Genomic DNA, 16640 nt, shown 5'->3' on the forward strand with positions numbered 1-16640 from the left:
CTATGCTCGTGCTTTGATGAGTTCTTCGGCGATTTGTACTGTATTCCAAGCAGCACCCTTGAGCAGGTTGTCGGAAACGATCCACATGTGCAGACCTCTCGGGTGATGCAGGTCGCGGCGCACGCGTCCCACAAACACATCCAGCTTGCCTGTCGCTTCGGCGGCCAAAGGATAGCGTTGCTCTTCCGGAACATCAGTCAAAACGACGCCCGGCGCTTTTTCCAGCAACGCTTTTACTTCTTCCAGATCGTAATCCTCTTTCAGTTCCACATAGACCGCTTCGCTGTGTCCATATACTACCGGGATGCGAACGCAAGTGGCCGATACGAGCACACTCTCGTCTCCGAATATTTTCTTTGTCTCGTTCACCATTTTCATCTCTTCGTACGTAAAGCCGTTTTCCGTGAATACGTCGATTTGCGGGATGGCGTTGAACGCGATTTGATGATGCACCGGCAATTTTCCGACCGGAAGGACTTTGCACTCGGGCTGTTTGCCATCCAAAACGTCGCGGGACTGTGTCAATAATTCATGAATGGCGGAAGCGCCCGCTCCGGAGACGGCCTGATACGTAGAGACGATGATTCTATCTATTCCATAGCGATCATACAGGGGTTTCAAAGCGGCTACCATTTGAATTGTTGAGCAATTCGGGTTAGCAATGATTCCCTTATGGGCAAGAGCGGCATCCATGTTCACTTCCGGAACAACCAGGGGAACCTCGGGGTCCATCCGGAATGCGCTGGTGTTGTCGATCACGACCGCCCCGTGCCGTACAGCGTGAGGAGCCAGCTCCTTGCTGATTGCTCCCCCTGCGCTAAACAGGGCGTAATCAATCCCGGCAAAGCTTTCCGGTGTGGCTTCCTCCAGAACGACCTCTTTGCCCTTGAACGTGACCGTCTTTCCTGCCGAACGGCTGGAAGCAAGCAGCTTCAGTTCCTTAATGGGGAAATTCCGCTCTTCTAAAATCTTGATCATCTGCTGCCCGACTGCGCCGGTTGCACCGACCACAGCAACGTTGTAGGTCAGTTGGTTCGCCATCTTCTACTCTCCTCCTAATCGCGCTCAAACAGTACTGGTTTTAGTATTGAAATCTTTCTATTAGCAAGGGTTGCAATTGCCGGCCTTCTAACGCAGCCTCACACGTTTCCAAGATCAGTTCCATACGAGCGACCAGCGAGGTCGGTTTCTTGTCAGGCGCATCCTGTCCAAACGGCACGAAATAGATGTTTTTTGCCGCCAGAAGCTTTGCAATATTGGCTGCGTTCAACCCCAGACCGTCATTTGTCGAGATCGCCACCACAACCGGTCGCAAGTTTCGCATCGTCGCTTTGGCCGCCATCAGCACGGGACTGTCGGTAATGGCATTTGCCAAACGGCTGGTCGTGTTCCCTGTGCACGGAGCAATTACCATGACATCGAGCAGCTTGGATGGCCCGAGCGGCTCCGCTTCCGGAATGGTTGTGATCAATTTTTCCCCGGTAATGTCGACCAGCTGCTTTTGCCAGCTCTCGGAGGTGCCGAAACGGGTGTCAGTCGTCAGCAGCGTCGCCGTGACGATGGGAATGACGCGCGCTCCCGCGTCAACAAGCCGTTTGATCTGCGGCATTGTTTCCTCGAACGTGCAGTGTGAGCCGGACAGTCCAAAACCGATCGTTGTTCCCTGAAGTTTACTCATGCCGATTCCCCCTGGTGATCGTTTGCTCCCCGATAAGACGCGACAAGGTTTGAGCTAAAATCTGTCCGGCTGTTTTGGGTGCGACGATACCGGGTAATCCGGGTGCAAGCAAAGCCTTGATCCCCCGTCTTTCGGCATAGCGAAAATCAGTCCCGCCCGGCTTGGAGGCGAGGTCAAGAATGAATGCCGTCTGGGGCATCTGGGCGATGATTTCCGCGGTGAGAACAAGCTTCGGGACGGTATTGAAAATAAAATCGGCATTGCTTACCTGCTGTTTTAATTCGCTCATATGGAAGGGCACAAGCCCCATTTCAAAAATGCGTGCTATGTGTTCCTGACGTCTTGCCCCTACACGAACTCTGGCTCCCAGCGAATGAAGCGCGCGGGCCATGGACATGCCTGTCCGTCCCAGACCAAGCACGATGGACTGTGAGCCGTGTATCGTGATGTCTGTATGCTGGATAGCCATCATCAAGGCTCCCTCTACCGTCGGGATGGAGTTGTATATGGCTACATCATCGCGATCCAGAAGCTCCACCAGCCCGATTTGCTGAGCGGCAAGCAGCTGCTTCAAATACGATTTTGCCATACCCGTGTAGACAATGCAGTGCTTTTGAAGACTCGCTACGTGCTCCTCCAAAAGCTGCAGCGGCTTGGAGCAAAATATGCTTTCTACGAAGCCATTGTCATCCGACCCAACGATGGGAAGAATCAAGGCGTTAACGTCTTTCAACACATCGCATGTTAATGGTTTTTTGGTTGCCCCTGTAAAAATGCTTTCCAGGTTGTCAAAGCCAATCAGCGTGACACTGGCATCCAGTTGAATGCAACGCTTGATCACTTCCAACTGGCGTGCGTCGCCGCCGATAAAGGCAACGTGTTTGCCCGTTAGCATGCTGCGTTCCCCTTTCCACACATTTTACTGCATTAAACGATCGAAACGCAAAGGTTTTTCCGTGTGAAAAAGATAACGGAAAGTGTTACGTCTACCCCATCCTATTCGGTCATATCCGGTTCGGTGACTAAAGCGCCTATTTTTCCAAAGCTTGTGACTGATTTTTATTCACATGAATAATTACCATATCCGGTCCGATTTTTACGATCGCGTCCCACGGAATGACCATGTCTTCGCGCTTCTTGCCAAAGCCAAAGAAGCTTCCGCCTGGAACGATAATGGCATGAATGTTTCCTGTCTCGGTATTGATCTCCAGATCAGAGTCGCCAATGACACCCAACCGTTCCCCATTGTCCAGCCCAATGATTTCCTTTCCGCTCATCTCGCTCAAACGCATGCGCTCAATCCCCCTTCTTGAAACAGCCTCGCTGCCATTTCTTGCAAACGATCGCCTGCTTTTACACACCAGCTACGGGCTCGTCAGCGTTGTTCGTTTCTACTTTTATACGAAAAAAAACCCGGTCTATGCCGGATTTTTTTACAGGAGAATATCGCTTCTAACATTGTCAGGGAAGCCTTCCAACGGACTGACCATCGCCATGGCCAGCTTGGAGCGGAACAGCTGTCTTGCGACGGAGTGGACAGATTCATGCGAAACGCGATCGATTTTCGCGACAATCTCATCCAGACTGAGATGACGACCCAGCAGCAATTCGTTTTTGCCAAGACGGCTCATCCGGCTGTTTGTGCTTTCCAGGCTGAGCATCAGGCTGCCCTTCAACTGCTCCTTTCCCTTGTTCAGTTCTTTGTCGGTGATGCCGTGCTCAGTGACATCCCGAAGCACATTGGCAACGATATCAAAGACTTGCCCAACCTGCTCCGGCGCTGTTCCCGTGTAGATGGCGAATGTACCCGCTTCTTTAAAGGAAGAGTGGTACGAGTATACAGAGTACGCCAACCCGCGTTCCTCGCGGATTTCCTGGAAAAGCCTGGAGCTCATGCTGCCGCCAAGCACATTATTCAGCAGGATCAGCGAATACGTGTCCTCATGGCCTACCTGAAAGCCCGGCAAGGAAATGCACAGATGCGCCTGTTCCGTCGTTTTGTGATGGGCGATCGAACGTCCCTGGAATTCCGGAGCACCAATCTCAGGCATGGTAGAGCTTCGCTTCAGAGAAGAAAATCTGCGCTTGATCTCCTCTATTAGCGCTTCGTCAAAGTTTCCGGCTACCGTAACGACGGTGTTGGATGGGAGGTAGTGACCGTCAATGTAGGTCAGCAAATCCTCCCTTTTCAGAGAGCGCAGAACCTCCTCCGTGCCAAGGATCGAGTATCCGAGCGAATGGTCGCCGTAGCATGCACGGGCGATCAAGTCATGGACCAGGTCGTCCGGCGTATCTTCGTACATGCTGATTTCCTCGATGACGACATTCTTTTCCTTCTCCAGCTCTTCTGCATCAAACACAGAGTTAAAATACATGTCCGCGAGTACATCCAAGGCGATCGGAGCATGCTGATCGAGGATGCGCGCGTAGTAGCATGTGTACTCCTTGGAGGTGAAGGCGTTTACATTCCCTCCAATTTCATCGAACGTTTCTGCAATTTCCTTTGCCGATCGGTTCGTCGTCCCTTTAAAGAACATATGTTCGAGAAAATGCGAGATTCCGTTATCCCGTTCGGTCTCAAACTTGGATCCGGTTCCGACCCATACGCCCAATGCCACTGAGCGCACAGACGGGATTTTCTCCGTAATGATCCGGAGCCCGTTCTCACATGTATATCGTTGTATCACGTAAACCCTCCTCGGTTGCTTTTCCATCCGTTGCATGCTCAAGTACTTGCAAACAAGTTTTACTATAACAAAATTCGCCTATTCTCACAATAAAGGGGGTGTCATCTCAGCCGCTTACTGGAAATGACCTCTGAAACCGGCAGCGGGAGCAAGCCTTTTTTCTTTGCGTCCTGGATCATTCGATCCAACCCGGCGGCTGTCGGTTCAGTAGGATGCATCAGGATAAGCACACCGTTGTCCATCTTTTCCCCAATCCGCCTAACCATCTCGTCAACCGGAGGCTTTCTCCAGTCAACCGTATCCGCCGTCCACAATATGGTTTTCATTTGATACTCGTTATGGGCGATGTTGACGACCGTTTGATTAAAAGAGCCGGAAGGCGGTGCAAACAAAACCGGTTTGATCCCCAGCGTCTTTTGAATGACATCCTGGGTTTTCGCGATTTCTTGCCTCATTCGCTCCAAGCCGATGTTCGCCATATCCGGGTGAGAATAGGCGTGGTTTCCGATTTCGTGACCGCGCTCGGCAATTTTTTTCGCCAGCTCCGGGTACCGTTTCACCCAGGAACCATCCAAAAAAAACGTCGTCTTTACATGGTGTTTGTCCAGCGTATCTAAAATGGCATCCAAATATTCGTTGCCCCATGCAACGTTAATCATAAAAGAAATAGCAGGTTTTTGTGGATTTCCCCGGTAAATCGGGTGCGCCCCCAGCTTCTCCAGCGTGATCGCAGGAGGAATTTCCTCGAATACGAGCGCTTCGGGTCCTATTGTCCCGGAGCTCTTCAGTTTTTCCAAGGAAGCTTCAACGTTCACGGCCAGTCCGTTATACCCCGGAATGGCACGCCACACCCGATCGATCCTCGCATCAATGGGAGCTTCCTCCTTCCCCTGCTTCCACTCGTCGATCTTCCTTCGCAGTTCCTCATCCCGCTCACCCGCGATTGGCTTGTCAGCTGTGACGGATTGAATTTTTACCGCTTCTATGTATTGATCGATCGGTCTGTAGTTCAGGGTGAGAGTGAGCAGTACGGCACAACTTACCGTAAACAGAATTCTAAGTGTCACCGCTTTGTTCATTTACATGCCCCTCCCTGCATTCGCACGTACAAGTTCCTTCTTTGTCCAATGTATGAGCGAAACAGGGAAGATAGAAGGCAAAAGAAAAAGCTTCCGTACGCGAAGAGTCCTTCGAGTGACGAAGCCTTTGTCTGTTGAAAAACATCTGGTTGTTTTTCCGGGTACAGCCGTTATTCTGCCTGCACGGGTGCGTTTTGTTGGTCTGCCTGTTCCTTCAGAACAGCTTTGCGGGACAGGTTGATCCGTCCTTGGTCGTCGATTTCGGTAACCTTTACCATGACCTTATCGCCGACAGACACGACATCCTCCGTCTTCGCAACACGTTCTTCAGCCAGCTGGGAAATATGGCAAAGCCCTTCTTTTCCAGCGAACAGCTCGATGAATGCCCCGTATTTTTCCACGCGTTTTACAGTTCCCAGATACGTTTGGCCAAGCGCTACCTCGCGCACCAGATCTTCGATGATCTGTTTCGCCCGCAGGTTTGCCTCGTGGTCCACCGATGCAATAAAGATTCGGCCATCCTGTTCGATATCGATTTTGACACCGGTCTCATCGATGATCTTGTTGATGATGCGGCCTTGAGGACCGATAACATCACGGATCTTGTCCGGATTGATTTGCATCGTAAGGATTTTCGGCGCGTATGGAGACAAGCTCTTGCGCGGCTCGGAGATCGTACCGAGCATATGCCTCAGGATCGTCAAACGGCCTTCTCTCGCCTGCTCGAGCGCCTGCTCCAAAATTTCGCGGTTGATCCCTGCAATTTTGATGTCCATCTGGATCGCCGTAACGCCTGTTTCGGTACCCGCTACCTTGAAGTCCATATCGCCCAGGTGGTCTTCCATCCCTTGGATATCAGTCAGAATGGAGAAGGTCTTGCCATCATCACCCATGATCAGACCCATGGCGATCCCTGCCACAGGAGCCTTGATCGGCACGCCGGCGTCCATCAGAGCCAGTACACTGGCGCAGATTGAGGCTTGCGAAGTCGAACCGTTCGATTCGATTACTTCGGAGACCAGGCGAATGGTATAAGGAAATTCGCTTTCGGACGGGATGATCGGTTCGATTGCGCGTTCACCCAACGCACCGTGACCGATCTCGCGACGACCCGGAGGACGAAGCGGCCTTGCTTCCCCTACGCTGTACGGCGGGAAATTGTAGTGGTGCATAAAGCGTTTGGACTCTTCCAGTCCAAGACCGTCCAAAATTTGCACATCGCCCAACGCACCGAGGGTGCACACGCTGAGAGCCTGGGTTTGACCGCGCGTAAACAGTCCGGAACCGTGGGTACGCGGCAAGATGTTCGTCTCGCTGGACAGCGGACGGATTTCGTTAAGAGCTCGTCCATCCGGGCGAATTTTTTCATCCGTGATCAAGCGGCGTACTTCTTCTTTGACGATGTTGTAGAGCACCTCGTCAATGGCCCGCTCTTGCTCTGCATAGGTCTCTGGATCGGCTTCAGCGAAATGCTGCCTGGTCTCCGCTTTGATCGCATCGATGGCGTCGTACCGGGCCTGTTTCTCTTCAATGCGAATCGCTTCTTTCAGGCGCGCTTCGGCGTATTCCCGAACAGCCTGGTTGACCTGGGTATCCACTTCATGAAGCACGACGGCCATTTTTTCCTTGCCGATTTCGGCTACGATCTTGTTCTGGAACTCTACCAGCTGCCGGATCATATCGTGACCGGTCATGATCGCTTCCAGCATGACTGATTCAGGAACCTGGTTTGCCCCCGCTTCCACCATGTTGATCGCGTCGTGCGTTCCTGCAACCACCAGGTGGATGTCACTTTTCTCCATCTGCTCAACCGTCGGATTGACGACGAGCTTTCCGTCTACACGTCCAACAATTACGCCGGCAATCGGTCCGTCAAAGGGAATCTCGGAAACGCAGAGAGCAGCCGAGGTTCCAATCATGGCAGCGATCTCGGGAGAGCAATCCTGATCGACCGACAGCACCGTGTTTACCACTTGGACATCGTTGCGAAACCCTTCGGGGAACAGCGGACGGATCGGACGGTCAATCAAACGGCTGGCCAAAATGGCCTTTTCGCTCGGACGTCCTTCTCGTTTGATAAATCCTCCCGGAATCTTCCCGACAGCGTAGAGACGCTCTTCATAGTTGACCGTCAATGGAAAGAAGTCAATTGGCTTCGGCTCTTTGGAAACCGTAACGGCAGAAAGAATAGCCGTATCGCCGTATCGAACCAAGACCGAACCTTGCGCCTGCTTAGCCATTTTGCCAAATTCCAGCGTCAGTTTGCGGCCTGCCAGTTCAAACTCGTATGTACGGAATTGTTGCTCCATGTTGCTAGCAGTCCTCCTTTACTTCATTGTGCACGATACACAATCATTTTCTACCTGTATGTATTATTTCCTGCCGCCATCAAAATTAAATGGGCAGCATTGGCAGGAGTTTTGGATAATAGAAAAAGCGGGATGAACCCGCTTTTTTCTCCTGATACGAACTAGCGACGCAGACCAAGACGATTGATCAGTTCGCGATAACGTGGAACATCCAGCTCGCGCAGGTAGCCCAACAGGTTGCGGCGTTGACCTACCATTTTCAAAAGACCACGACGGCTGTGGTGATCTTTCTTGTGCGTACGCAAATGCTCGTTCAGATTGTTAATGTTTTCTGTCAGGATAGCGATCTGAACTTCCGGAGAACCGGTGTCATTTTCATGAGTGCGGAACTCTTGGATCAGCTGTGCTTTACGTTCTTGAGACAATGCCATCTTGACTCACCTCCTATAATGTATCCCCGTCAGCCGAGTTTGCCGTCGGTGAGAATCGGACAACCAAGCTGCGGTTTCTCTGCAACGTTATGAATTATAGCATACAGACTGGGTAAAAGCAAAGAAGAATCATGCATTTCCCTCGGCGAATTTTTGTTTCGCGACCCGTACATCCTGTTGGATTTGGGCAATGAGGGCTTCAACTCCAGAGAATTTTTGTTCATCCCGAATAAAGAACATGAATTCGACTTCCACTTCTTCCCCGTAAATTTCGCGCTCAAAGTCAAAAATGTGGACTTCCAACGACTTTTCTTTCTTCTCCAGCTCAAATGTCGGCTTGATCCCGACATTCATCACACCTTGGTATACCTTTTCGCCAACGGTAAACCGGACGCCGTACACTCCGTTTTTTCCGATGAGATAAGGACTTGAGACGCGAACGTTTGCCGTCGGAAAACCGATGGTGCGGCCACGCTTGTCCCCATGCACCACTTCTCCTCTGATTTTATACGGGCGCCCCAGCAGGTGCCGGGTCTGCTCCACATCTCCGTGGTGCAGGTACTCGCGGATGACCGTGCTGCTCACTTTTTCACCGAGGCGATTGACCGGGCCGACAATATCTACGCCGTATCTGCCCCGGGCAAGCTCCTGCAACGTCTGGGCCGTTCCCATCCCCCTGTATCCGAATGTGTAGTCGAACCCGACCACGACATGACGACAACCCAGGGGCAGCAGACACTCTTCGATGAAGTCCTCGGGATAGACGGCCGCAAAGGAAATGTCAAAGCGAACGACGTAAACGAGGTCGACCCCCATTCTCTCCAACTGTTCCAGCTTTTCCGGAAGAGGGGTAAGATACTGACTATACCCGGTTTGCCCAAGCACTTCTCTCGGGTGTGGATCAAAAGTCATCACGGCGCTTTTCCAGCCATTCGCCTTGGCTGTGTCAATCGCTTTCTGGATCACGCGCCTGTGGCCTATATGTACACCGTCAAAATAACCCAATGCGACTGCGCAGGGGACAGGCGGCAAATCTTTTGGCAAAGGATACGTCAAGGATATCGTTTTCACGGTTACACCTCAGGAGGAAAGACTTTTTCAGCCTTTGCAAAAAGGCCTTTGGGTCCAAGGCAGACTCGATGGATGCCCAGAAGCTGTTCTCCCGAAAATAGACAGATCAGTGTACCTTCTTCCGCCGCAAAACCCGGGAGAGCGGTCGCAAGTCCGTTCAAAACCGCTTTTTTTCGTTCAGGAGCGATCTGGTAACGCGGTAGAAACGACAGCGCCTGCGCAATCGGAATCACGTGCTTCGTTACATCCTCACCGGCCTGGGCTGATGCTTCCAGCCGCTCCAACGGGATCGCTTCCTTTTCCAAAAACGGACCGCTTTTGACTCGCCGCAACTGCTTCATATGGGCAGGATACCCCAGAGTTCGTCCAAGGTCAACACATAAAGTGCGGACGTACGTTCCTTTGGAGCATGTGCAGGAAAAGGCAATGTCGACAAACTCGCCGTCCGTTTTCACGTGATGAAAGTCCAATTCGTAAATCGTAACCTTCCTTGCATCCCGTTCGATGACGATTCCTTCGCGTGCAAGGTCGTATAGACGCTTCCCGTTTACTTTGACAGCCGAGTACATGGGCGGAGTCTGCTCGATTTCGCCCAAAAACCGGCTGAAGGCTTCCTTGATTTTCTCCTGCGTCATTTCACCGGAGGCGACATGCTTCTGCTCGACAACCTCCCCGGATGCATCCTCGGTCGTCGTCGAGGAGCCGAGCCGCATGACGACGTCATACTTTTTCGGAAGATCTTGCAAATACTCGACCAGCCGCGTCGCATTGCCGATACAAATCGGCAACACGCCCGTAACATCCGGATCGAGAGTACCCGTATGCCCCACCTTCTTGGTGCCAAACATCCGGCGTATGCGAGCCACGCAATCATGGGAAGTAAGTCCGGCAGGTTTATCAAGGACGACGACACCGTGAACCTTACTCATGATCCTTCACTCCCATGACTTCCCCGAGCAGAGCCAACACGCGGGAGCGCACCTCGTCCAGCGATCCGTGAAGCGTACATCCCGCTGCTTTGGCATGGCCGCCTCCGCCAAGCTGTTTGGCAACTTCCGCCACATTAACGTAACTGCGAGCACGCAAGCTTACTTTGACTACGTTCGGCTCTGCTTCTACGAAGGAGAGGCCGACCTCGACACCCTCGATGTTTCGGCAGTAGTTAACCAGACCGCCTGCGTCTTCCCGGTCGGCATTGGCCTCGGCCAAATCCTGTCTGCTGACGCACACAGAAGCAACCTGATTCTGGAACGACATTTTCAGGCTGGCTAACGCCCTCCTCAAAATGTTGACATGCCCCAGCGTAATCACTTCGAGGCAACGCTCAGCGACGTCCCCGGGGTTCACTCCGTACTTAAGCAGACTGGCAGCGCTCTCCATCACATGCGGCGTGGTGTTGGAGTAGCGGAATCCGCCTGTATCGGTCAACAGGCCGGTATACAGGCACAAGGCCAAATCCGCTTGAAATGGCAAGTTCCCGGCAACAGCCAGGTCGTATAGGATTTCCGCGGTCGCTGCAGCATCTGTCCGGATCACATTGAAGGTGCCGAATCCATCGTTCGTCGGGTGATGATCGATATTTAACAGCAGCGCATCCGGAGCAAACAAATGCTCTACCTTGCCCATCCGGGAGCGATCTGCGCAATCGACAGCAATCACCGCTGAGAAAGTCTCTTCCAGCGGAGATTCCGATACATTGAGAATCTGTTCGAATCCGGGCAAAAACGAAAACCTGGACGGCGTTTCACCTTCATTGATGACCACGTAGGTTTTCCCAAGATCGCGTAGAATTTGCGCGACGGCTAATGCGGATCCGGTGGCGTCCCCGTCCGGATTGACATGAGAAAGAACCAGAAAACGGTCATGCTTCTTCATGAAGCTGACCGCTTCCTCCAAGGAACGGCTGTAATTACTCATCCTGTTTGTCCCCTTTTTCTCCATCCGTGGAGATTTCACGCAGGATGGTCTCAATTTTACTACCGTAATCAATCGATTCATCCAATTTAAAGACAAAATCCGGTATATGACGCAGCTTTACCCGTCTTCCGATCTCTGTCCGCAGGTAGCCCTTCGCTTTTTGCAGCCCTGCCAGAGAGTCTCTCCGTTGTTCTTCGCTGCCAAAAATACTGACGTATACCTTCGCAAGCTGCAGGTCGCTTGTCACCTCTACATCCGTAACCGTCACAAATCCGATGCGTGGATCCTTCAAACCGCGCTGCAAAACGATGCTCAGCTCTTTTTTAATCTCTTCGCCAACCCGGCTCATCCGTGTCTTGTTCATAGTTATCACCTCCGCTGGCTTCTTACTCGTAGTATTCCGTATCGGCGTGGATCAACTCCACACCGGGGTGGTTTTCCACCAGCCGTACGATTGCTTGCATCTGATTTGCCAAAAAGGACATTTCATTGGCAACGGCAGCGATACCAATCTCGGTACGCTGCCACTGCTCCTGATAGGCCAGCTCTGCTGCGGAGACATGGAACCGACTCCGCAGTTTTCCCAGAACGCTTTTGACGATGGCCCTTTTCTCTTTCAGATTTTGGCAGGCAGGCAGAAACAATTGAATCCGCGCCCCCGCAATCATTATTGTTTTACTTCTTCCATGACGAAGGCTTCGATCACGTCGCCAACCTTGATGTCATGGTAGCGCTCCAGCGTAAGACCGCACTCGTAGCCCGCGGCTACTTCTTTGGCATCATCCTTGAAGCGTTTCAGCGTATCCAGCTTTCCTTCGTAGATCACGACGCCCTCACGGATCAGACGAGCACCGGCATCGCGGGTCAGTTTGCCCTCTGTAACATAGCAGCCTGCGATGTTGCCCACTTTGGACACCTTAAATACCTCGCGAATTTCTGCCTGGCCGATGATGGCCTCTTTATAGACAGGGTCCAGCATGCCTTTCAGTGCTTGTTCAATTTCTTCAATCACGGTGTAAATAACCCGATGCAGTCGAATATCGATGCTCTCCTGCTCAGCCATGCTCCGCGCGTTTGGTTCCGGACGTACGTTAAAGCCGATCACAATCGCATTGGAGGCATTTGCCAGGGTAATATCGGATTCCGTAATCGCACCTACGCCTGTGTGAATGATTTTTACACGCGTTCCGTTGACATCGATTTTTTCCAGGGAGCCGCGGAGAGCCTCCACAGAACCTTGAACGTCAGCCTTGACGATCAGGTTGAGCTCCTTGATGTCACCCTCTTGAATGTGCTGGAACAGATCATCCAGAGAAACGCGTGTGTTTGCACGGCGCTCGGATTCACGCTGCTTGGAAGCCCGGGCTTCCCCGATGGCACGCGCTTTTTTCTCATCCTCGAAGACCATGAACTGATCGCCGGCTTGCGGCACATCGTTCAGACCGGTAATTTCTACAGGCGTACTTGGTCCGGCTTCCTTCATGCGGCGCCCTTTGTCATTCACCATGGCACGAACGCGTCCAAAGGCGGAACCGACGACAATCGGGTCGCCCACTTTCAGCGTACCATGCTGCACGAGAACAGTCGCTACAGGTCCGCGTCCTTTATCCAGCTCGGCTTCCACGACAGTACCGCGGGCACGCTTGTTTGGATTTGCCTTTAATTCCTGGACTTCGGAAACAAGCAGAATGTATTCAAGCAGCTCTTCGATACCTTGGCGCTGCTTTGCGGAAATCGGAGAAAAGATTGTATCTCCGCCCCACTCTTCCGCTACCAGTTCGTACTCTGTCAGCTCTTGCTTGATCCGGTCGATGTTGGCTTCCGGTTTATCCACTTTGTTTACGGCGACGATAATCGGAACCTTGGCTGCCTTGGCATGGCTGATCGCTTCGACGGTTTGCGGCTTTACGCCGTCGTCCGCGGCAACCACCAGAATCGTAATGTCTGTAATTTGAGCTCCGCGCGCACGCATCGTCGTAAAGGCCGCGTGGCCAGGTGTATCGAGGAAAGTGATCTTCTTCCCTTTGATTTCCACTTGGTAGGCACCGATGTGTTGCGTGATGCCGCCAGCTTCTCCTGCTACTACGTTTGTCGAGCGGATGGCATCGAGCAGTGTCGTTTTCCCGTGGTCTACGTGGCCCATGATCGTGACGACAGGCGGACGCTCCACCATATCTGCCGGATTGTCCACTTCTTCGATCGTTTCGAAGTTGGTCTCGTCGATGACGATTTTTTCTTCGACTTCCACATTGTATTCCGAACAGATGAGTTCGATCGCATCCCTGTCGAGATCTTGGTTAATCGTCGCCATGATGCCCAAATTAAACAACTTTTTAATGATTTCCGCCGGTTCCTTGCGAAGCTTTTTCGCCAGTTCCCCTACAGTCAAAGATTCCGTAAACGTAATTTTGCTAGGTGGCTCCAGTACGGGGCGCTGTTGCTGCTGTTCGCGGTTGCCGCCGTGCCTGCGGTTGTCCTGACGTTTATTTCCGCCTTTGAACGGCTGGTTTTTCTTGTTCTCTTCAAAGCTTTTCTTTGGTCCTGGAGCTTTTTTGATTTTTTCCCGCTTTTCCAAGCTTACCTTGTTCGGGATGTTTACCTTTTCTTCGAAATCCTCGCCCGTACGTACATTGTCTTTTTCATTCACCGTTGGCTCTTGCTGGTTGACTGGTTTGCGATCAAGCGGTTTCCCTGGTTGACTTCTCATATCGTTTGGTTTTCTCTCCTGATTCTTCCCCTGATTTTTTCCGTGCTGTGGCCGTGTTTGATCCGGCCGCTGACCACCTGGTCTGCTGGCAGCCTGATTTCCCGGACGGTCATTGCGACGATGCTGCTGTTGATTGGATTGCCCGGTTCGCGAACTTTGTCCCTTTGCATCGTCCCGTTTTTTCTCTTCCGTCTTCACAGGCTTTGCTCCCTTCTTTTCAGAAGAGCGCTGCTGCTCTTGTTGTTTTCCGCTTCCCGAACGCAATTTGGCCAAATGATCCTCGATCTTTTTGACCATCGGTTCGTCCATGATACTCATATGATTTGCAACTTCTATATTTAATCTCTTTAGCAAATTGAGGATTTCTTTGCTACTCATGTTGTGCTGCTTCGCATACTCATACACTCGTGTCTTCATGAGATCACCCCTTCTGAATTAGGTGAGCAGACGCTGTATGCTTTCCGCCAGTTTCCCGTCTGTTACGGCAATCGTTACCCGCTCTTCCTTGCCGATGGCTCGGCCAAGCTCATAGCGGTCAGTTGCGGAAACACACGGCACACCATAATAGGCGCACTTGTCCTGCACTTTTTTTGATGTATTGGCAGAGGCATCGGCAGCGAGAAGCACCAGCTTGGCTTTTCCGTTTCGAACGGCCTCAACGACCAGTCCTTCACCGGTTATGACCTTGCGGGCCCGCATTGCCAATCCCAACATTTGCGCTGCCTTGGGGATCATTGTCCCATCATCTCCAGCCATTTTTCACGAAACGCATCGTACTGTTCCTGGGTGACAGACATGTTGAGGGCTCGTTCCAACACTTTCTTCCATTTGCCTGCGGCAAACGTATCCGGCTTCAGGCAGCTTTCCTGACGGCACACATAAGCCCCGCGTCCGGCCGCCTTGCCAGTCAGATCAACCATGATCTCTTCCTGAGGCGTTCGTACGACACGTACCAGTTCTTTTTTAGGAAACATTTCCTGACAAACGATGCACTTTCGCAAAGGGATTTTTTTTTGCTTCATGGTTATACCCAATCCGCCCCCTCATCGCCTTCCTCAGATTTCGGATAGACGATGCCTTCTTGCTCTGCCTGCGATTCGCTCTTGATGTCGATTTTCCAGCCGGTCAGTTTGGCTGCGAGACGCGCGTTCTGTCCACGCTTTCCGATCGCCAGTGAAAGCTGGTAGTCAGGAACGATTACCCGCGTTACTTTTTCAGGCGCATTGACTTCTACATGGAGTACCTTGGCCGGGCTAAGCGAGTTGGCCACGTATTCAGCGGGGTCCTCCGACCAGCGAACGATATCGATTTTTTCGCCCTTCAATTCGTTGACGATCGTCTGAACGCGCAGTCCTTTCGGGCCGACACAAGCTCCGACCGGATCGACGTCGGGATTAATGGAATGTACGGCGATTTTGGAGCGGTCTCCCGCCTCACGGGCAACAGACTTGATCTCTACCACACCGTCGTAGATTTCCGGCACTTCCAGCTCGAACAGTCGCTTGAGCAAGCCTGGATGCGTGCGGGACACGACGATTTGCGGACCCTTTGTCGTTTTTTCGACTTTGATAATGTATGCTTTCACCCGGTCCTGGGACTTAAAATCGTCAGTCGGCATTTTTTCCGTAATCGGCATGACCGCTTCCGCTTTCCCCAGGTCAATGTAGTAATTGCGTTGGTCCATGCGCTGCACAACGCCAGTCACAATGTCGTCTTCGCGTTCGATAAACTCGCTGTAAATCAAGCCGCGCTCCGCTTCGCGAATGCGCTGGGTAACCACTTGCTTCGCCGTTTGAGCCGCGATGCGTCCAAAATCGCGCGGGGTTACCTCGATCTCGACGATGTCATCCAGGCGGAAATTGGGGTCGATTTCCTGCGATGCTTCCAGGGAAATCTCCAAGCGCGGGTCGAGCACTTCCTCCACAACGGTTTTGCGCGCAAAAACCCGAACCTGCCCGGTGTGACGATTGACGTCGACACGTACGTTTTGGGCAGAATTAAAATTCCGTTTGTATCCCGAAATGAGCGCTGCTTCAATCGCCTCGATCAGTATATCTTTGGAGATTCCCTTTTCTCTCTCAATGGCTTCCAATGCCTCGATAAAATCGGCGTTCATGATTTTCGTTGCCTCCTCCTTTACCCACAGACCACAGTATTAAAAGACAATCGCCATTCGGGCTGTGTCAATTTGCTCCAGTGTGATGACTTGCGTTTTCTTCTGTTCTTTCACTGTCAGCTTACCATCTTCAAAGGAAATCAGTTCCCCTTCGAAAGTGCTTTCGCCTTCGATGGGCTCCTTCGTCGTGATATGTACGTGCCTGCCAACAGCTTTGCGAAAATCGCTTTCTTTTCGCAGAGGACGCTCTGCTCCCGGTGAAGATACTTCCAGGAAGTATGCGGTCGGGATCGGGTCCACTTCGTCCAGCCGCTGGCTTAGCCGCTCGCTGACAAGGCCGCAGTCATCGATGTCGATGCTTCCTGTTTCATTGTCGATGAACACGCGCAGAAACCAGTTGCTGCCTTCTTTTTTGTACTCAATCTCAACCAGTTCCAGACCCAGCTCGTCGAGAATGGGAGTAACCAGGTCGGTGACGATGTCTGTTACCTTGCTCAAGCAAGTACCTCCTTGTCAATTGAAGCGTTAAGTTCAACCAGAAAGAAAGAGTGGGTTTCCCCACTCTCGATCTGCGTTCGTAATAACCAGTATTTCCAAAAAAATTATAGCATAACAGCCGTCTGTTGACAACCGCGGGGATGAAAC

The 16640-nt window shown here is 52.0% G+C and carries 18 protein-coding genes; all 18 read right to left on the minus strand.

Annotated features, from left to right (window positions below):
* Positions 1–1041 (minus strand): aspartate-semialdehyde dehydrogenase, encoded by a 1041-nt coding sequence (locus Q3F21_RS14205; protein WP_340253892.1) that lies wholly within the window; start codon positions 1039–1041, stop codon positions 1–3.
* Positions 1042–1081: 40 nt separating this feature from the next.
* Positions 1082–1678 carry a dipicolinate synthase subunit B gene (locus Q3F21_RS14210; RefSeq protein ID WP_340253896.1) on the minus strand — a complete coding sequence of 199 codons (597 nt, stop codon included), beginning with the start codon at positions 1676–1678 and terminating at the stop codon, positions 1082–1084.
* Complete coding sequence (gene dpsA, locus Q3F21_RS14215; RefSeq protein ID WP_340253899.1) at positions 1671–2573, minus strand: dipicolinate synthase subunit DpsA; 903 nt, start codon at positions 2571–2573, stop codon at positions 1671–1673. Before dpsA ends, Q3F21_RS14210 begins: the two co-directional genes overlap by 8 nt.
* 136 nt (positions 2574–2709) lie before the next feature.
* A complete protein-coding gene (locus tag Q3F21_RS14220) occupies positions 2710–2970 on the minus strand; it encodes a YlmC/YmxH family sporulation protein (protein WP_340253902.1) in 261 nt (86 codons plus the stop codon).
* Positions 2971–3111: 141 nt separating this feature from the next.
* Positions 3112–4365 carry a M16 family metallopeptidase gene (locus tag Q3F21_RS14225; RefSeq protein ID WP_340253905.1) on the minus strand — a complete coding sequence of 418 codons (1254 nt, stop codon included), beginning with the start codon at positions 4363–4365 and terminating at the stop codon, positions 3112–3114.
* Positions 4366–4466: 101 nt separating this feature from the next.
* Entirely contained in the window at positions 4467–5444 is a 978-nt protein-coding gene (locus Q3F21_RS14230) for a polysaccharide deacetylase family protein (RefSeq protein ID WP_340253908.1), read from the minus strand.
* 170 nt (positions 5445–5614) lie between these two features.
* Positions 5615–7753 (minus strand): polyribonucleotide nucleotidyltransferase, encoded by a 2139-nt coding sequence (gene pnp / locus Q3F21_RS14235; protein ID WP_340253911.1) that lies wholly within the window; start codon positions 7751–7753, stop codon positions 5615–5617.
* 161 nt (positions 7754–7914) lie between these two features.
* Entirely contained in the window at positions 7915–8184 is a 270-nt protein-coding gene (gene rpsO, locus Q3F21_RS14240) for a 30S ribosomal protein S15 (protein ID WP_340253914.1), read from the minus strand.
* 129 nt (positions 8185–8313) lie between these two features.
* Positions 8314–9255: a bifunctional riboflavin kinase/FAD synthetase gene (locus Q3F21_RS14245; protein ID WP_340253917.1), complete on the minus strand. Its 942-nt coding sequence runs from the start codon at positions 9253–9255 to the stop codon at positions 8314–8316.
* Positions 9256–9257: 2 nt separating this feature from the next.
* Positions 9258–10184 (minus strand): tRNA pseudouridine(55) synthase TruB, encoded by a 927-nt coding sequence (gene truB / locus Q3F21_RS14250; RefSeq protein ID WP_340253920.1) that lies wholly within the window; start codon positions 10182–10184, stop codon positions 9258–9260.
* Positions 10177–11172 carry a DHH family phosphoesterase gene (locus Q3F21_RS14255; RefSeq protein WP_340253923.1) on the minus strand — a complete coding sequence of 332 codons (996 nt, stop codon included), beginning with the start codon at positions 11170–11172 and terminating at the stop codon, positions 10177–10179. The genes truB and Q3F21_RS14255 overlap by 8 nt, the downstream gene beginning before the upstream one ends.
* Positions 11165–11536: a 30S ribosome-binding factor RbfA gene (gene rbfA / locus Q3F21_RS14260; protein WP_003385841.1), complete on the minus strand. Its 372-nt coding sequence runs from the start codon at positions 11534–11536 to the stop codon at positions 11165–11167. Before rbfA ends, Q3F21_RS14255 begins: the two co-directional genes overlap by 8 nt.
* A 22-nt stretch (positions 11537–11558) precedes the next feature.
* Positions 11559–11840, minus strand: a complete 282-nt coding sequence (locus Q3F21_RS14265) for a DUF503 domain-containing protein (RefSeq protein ID WP_340253926.1) — start codon at positions 11838–11840, stop codon at positions 11559–11561.
* Positions 11840–14296 carry a translation initiation factor IF-2 gene (infB, locus tag Q3F21_RS14270; RefSeq protein ID WP_340253929.1) on the minus strand — a complete coding sequence of 819 codons (2457 nt, stop codon included), beginning with the start codon at positions 14294–14296 and terminating at the stop codon, positions 11840–11842. The genes Q3F21_RS14265 and infB overlap by 1 nt, the downstream gene beginning before the upstream one ends.
* Positions 14297–14314: 18 nt before the next feature.
* The gene (locus Q3F21_RS14275; RefSeq protein WP_340253932.1) at positions 14315–14614 is read right to left on the minus strand and encodes a YlxQ family RNA-binding protein; all 300 of its coding nucleotides are present in this window, start codon (positions 14612–14614) and stop codon (positions 14315–14317) included.
* A complete protein-coding gene (rnpM, locus tag Q3F21_RS14280; protein WP_340254156.1) occupies positions 14611–14901 on the minus strand; it encodes an RNase P modulator RnpM in 291 nt (96 codons plus the stop codon). Before rnpM ends, Q3F21_RS14275 begins: the two co-directional genes overlap by 4 nt.
* 2 nt (positions 14902–14903) lie before the next feature.
* Positions 14904–15995 (minus strand): transcription termination factor NusA, encoded by a 1092-nt coding sequence (gene nusA, locus Q3F21_RS14285; protein WP_340253935.1) that lies wholly within the window; start codon positions 15993–15995, stop codon positions 14904–14906.
* A gap of 39 nt (positions 15996–16034) precedes the next feature.
* The gene (rimP, locus tag Q3F21_RS14290; RefSeq protein WP_340253938.1) at positions 16035–16493 is read right to left on the minus strand and encodes a ribosome maturation factor RimP; all 459 of its coding nucleotides are present in this window, start codon (positions 16491–16493) and stop codon (positions 16035–16037) included.
* Positions 16494–16640: the final 147 nt, after the last annotated feature.

It is taken from the genome of Brevibacillus borstelensis (assembly GCF_037834415.1).
Classification (GTDB): Bacteria; Bacillota; Bacilli; order Brevibacillales; family Brevibacillaceae; genus Brevibacillus; species Brevibacillus borstelensis_A.